The 1678-nt window shown below is 71.2% G+C and carries 3 protein-coding genes; 1 reads left to right on the top strand and 2 read right to left on the bottom strand.

Annotation, left to right across the window (positions count from 1 at the left end):
* Positions 1–281 precede the first annotated feature (281 nt).
* A complete protein-coding gene (locus tag FNH05_RS36990; protein ID WP_246128164.1) occupies positions 282–1136 on the top strand; it encodes a nitroreductase/quinone reductase family protein in 855 nt (284 codons plus the stop codon).
* A gap of 4 nt (positions 1137–1140) precedes the next feature.
* On the opposite strand, the gene FNH05_RS36985 is transcribed toward FNH05_RS36990, so the two are convergent.
* Both FNH05_RS36985 and FNH05_RS36980 read right to left on the bottom strand, forming a co-directional pair.
* The gene (locus tag FNH05_RS36985; protein ID WP_144593476.1) at positions 1141–1338 is read right to left on the bottom strand and encodes a PspC domain-containing protein; all 198 of its coding nucleotides are present in this window, start codon (positions 1336–1338) and stop codon (positions 1141–1143) included.
* A 61-nt stretch (positions 1339–1399) separates the two neighbouring features.
* Positions 1400–1678 (bottom strand): cupin domain-containing protein (locus FNH05_RS36980; RefSeq protein WP_425458533.1); only part of this gene is annotated, 279 nt, incomplete at its 5' end.

The following is a 1678-nucleotide window of genomic DNA, read 5'->3' as shown; positions in this document are numbered from 1 at the left end:
GTCGAACGGTCTCGGCCATGGAGGCACCGTAAAATTCCGGGGAGTGATCGTGAGCATCGACATCACGCGTCTGTTCTGACGCCTTCCCGCATCCGGTTCCGGCCGTTCCGGCCCTGACCGGCTTTTTTCCTTTCTCACCGTGTGATTCGCGGCGGGCCGACGCGGCCCGGCCGCCGCTTCACGCTGCCGTTTTCCCGTCATTCGTGAGGAGTTTCTTCTTGCCCGAAAACCGTAATCCCCATGTGCGTCCGGCGTCGCGAGTAAGCGGATTCAACCAATCCGTGGTCGACGAGTTTCGCGCCCATTCCGGCCGGGTCGGCGGGCCGTTCGCCGGGGGCGACCTGCTGCTGCTCACCACGGTGGGCGCCCGGTCCGGCCTCGAACAGACCTCGCCGCTGGCCTATGTCCGCGACGGCGACCGGCTGCTGGTGGTCGGCTCCGCGGGAGGTGCCCCGCGGCATCCCGCGTGGTACCACAACCTGCTCGCCCACCCGATGGCCCGGGTGGAGCTGGGGAGCGAAACCTTCGGCGCGGTCGGCGTTCCGGCCGAAGGCGCCGAACGGGACCGGCTGTTCGCCCTGATCGTGGAGCGGGCCCCCGGGTTCGCCGACTACCAGGCCAAAGTGGACCGGACGCTGCCCGTCGTGATCCTCGAGCGCGCCCACACCGAATCCGGCGAGGCCCGCACGCTCGGCGCCAAACTCGTCGAGATCCACGGCTGGTTGCGCGGTCAGCTCGCCCGGGTCCGCGCCGAGGCCGACACCTACTTCGCCGACCGGGACAACGGCGCCTCGCCCGCCGCGCTCGGTTTGCGGATCCGCCAGCACTGCCTGGCCTTCTGCGAGTCGCTGCGCTTCCACCACGAGGGGGAGGACGCGGTGATGCTGCCCGGCCTGGAGCGGGGGCATCCCCGGCTGCGGGAGGTGATCGAGCGCCTGCGCGCCGAGCATCGCGTGGTGGCGCGGATCCGCGGTGAACTGGAGGCTCTGCTGGCGGGAGTGGGTTCCGCCGATCCGGACCGGTTCCGGACGGAACTGGACCGCATGTCCCGCGAGCTGGAGGCGCACCTGGACTACGAAGAGGAGGAACTGATCCCGGTGCTGGATGCGGTCCCGTTCCCGCCCGCGGCGGGCTGAGAGTCTACTGTGGACCGTCGGGGAGGGTGATCCACAGCAGGAGGTAGATCAGGAACTGCGGCCCGGGCAGCAGGCAGGACAGCACGGCCAGCAGCCGGACCGTGCCGGGCCGCCAGCCCAGCCGTTCGGCGATCCCGCCGCACACGCCCGCGAGCACGCGGTTCTCCCGGGACCTGGTCAGCCGCTTCGTCGGTGTGGTCATGGGTCCACTGTGCCGGAGCCGGGGGCGGGCCCGCATCGGGGATTCCCCGGAGATCCCGGCTTCAGGGGTGCTCGGAGATCAGCACGGCGTGGGTGCCGGGCTCCAGTGCCTGGAACACGTGGGGCACGTCGCCCGGGTAGGCGAGGTAGTCGCCGGGGAAGAGTTCGACCGGTTCCCCGGCGACGCCGGCCATCGCCCGCCCCGCGGCGAGCACGAGGTGTTCGACCACACCGGGCAGGTGGGGTGCGGATTCCCGGCGGGGACCGGGCTCGGCCGTGACGCGGTAGACGTCGCGGCGGACGTGTGGCGGGCAGGCGGCCAGCAGGGTGGCGGTGTAGTC

This window comes from Amycolatopsis rhizosphaerae, from assembly GCF_007713715.1.
GTDB classification, from domain to species: domain Bacteria; phylum Actinomycetota; class Actinomycetes; order Mycobacteriales; family Pseudonocardiaceae; genus Amycolatopsis_E; species Amycolatopsis_E rhizosphaerae.
This window is presented reverse-complemented; position numbering and strand designations above follow the sequence as displayed.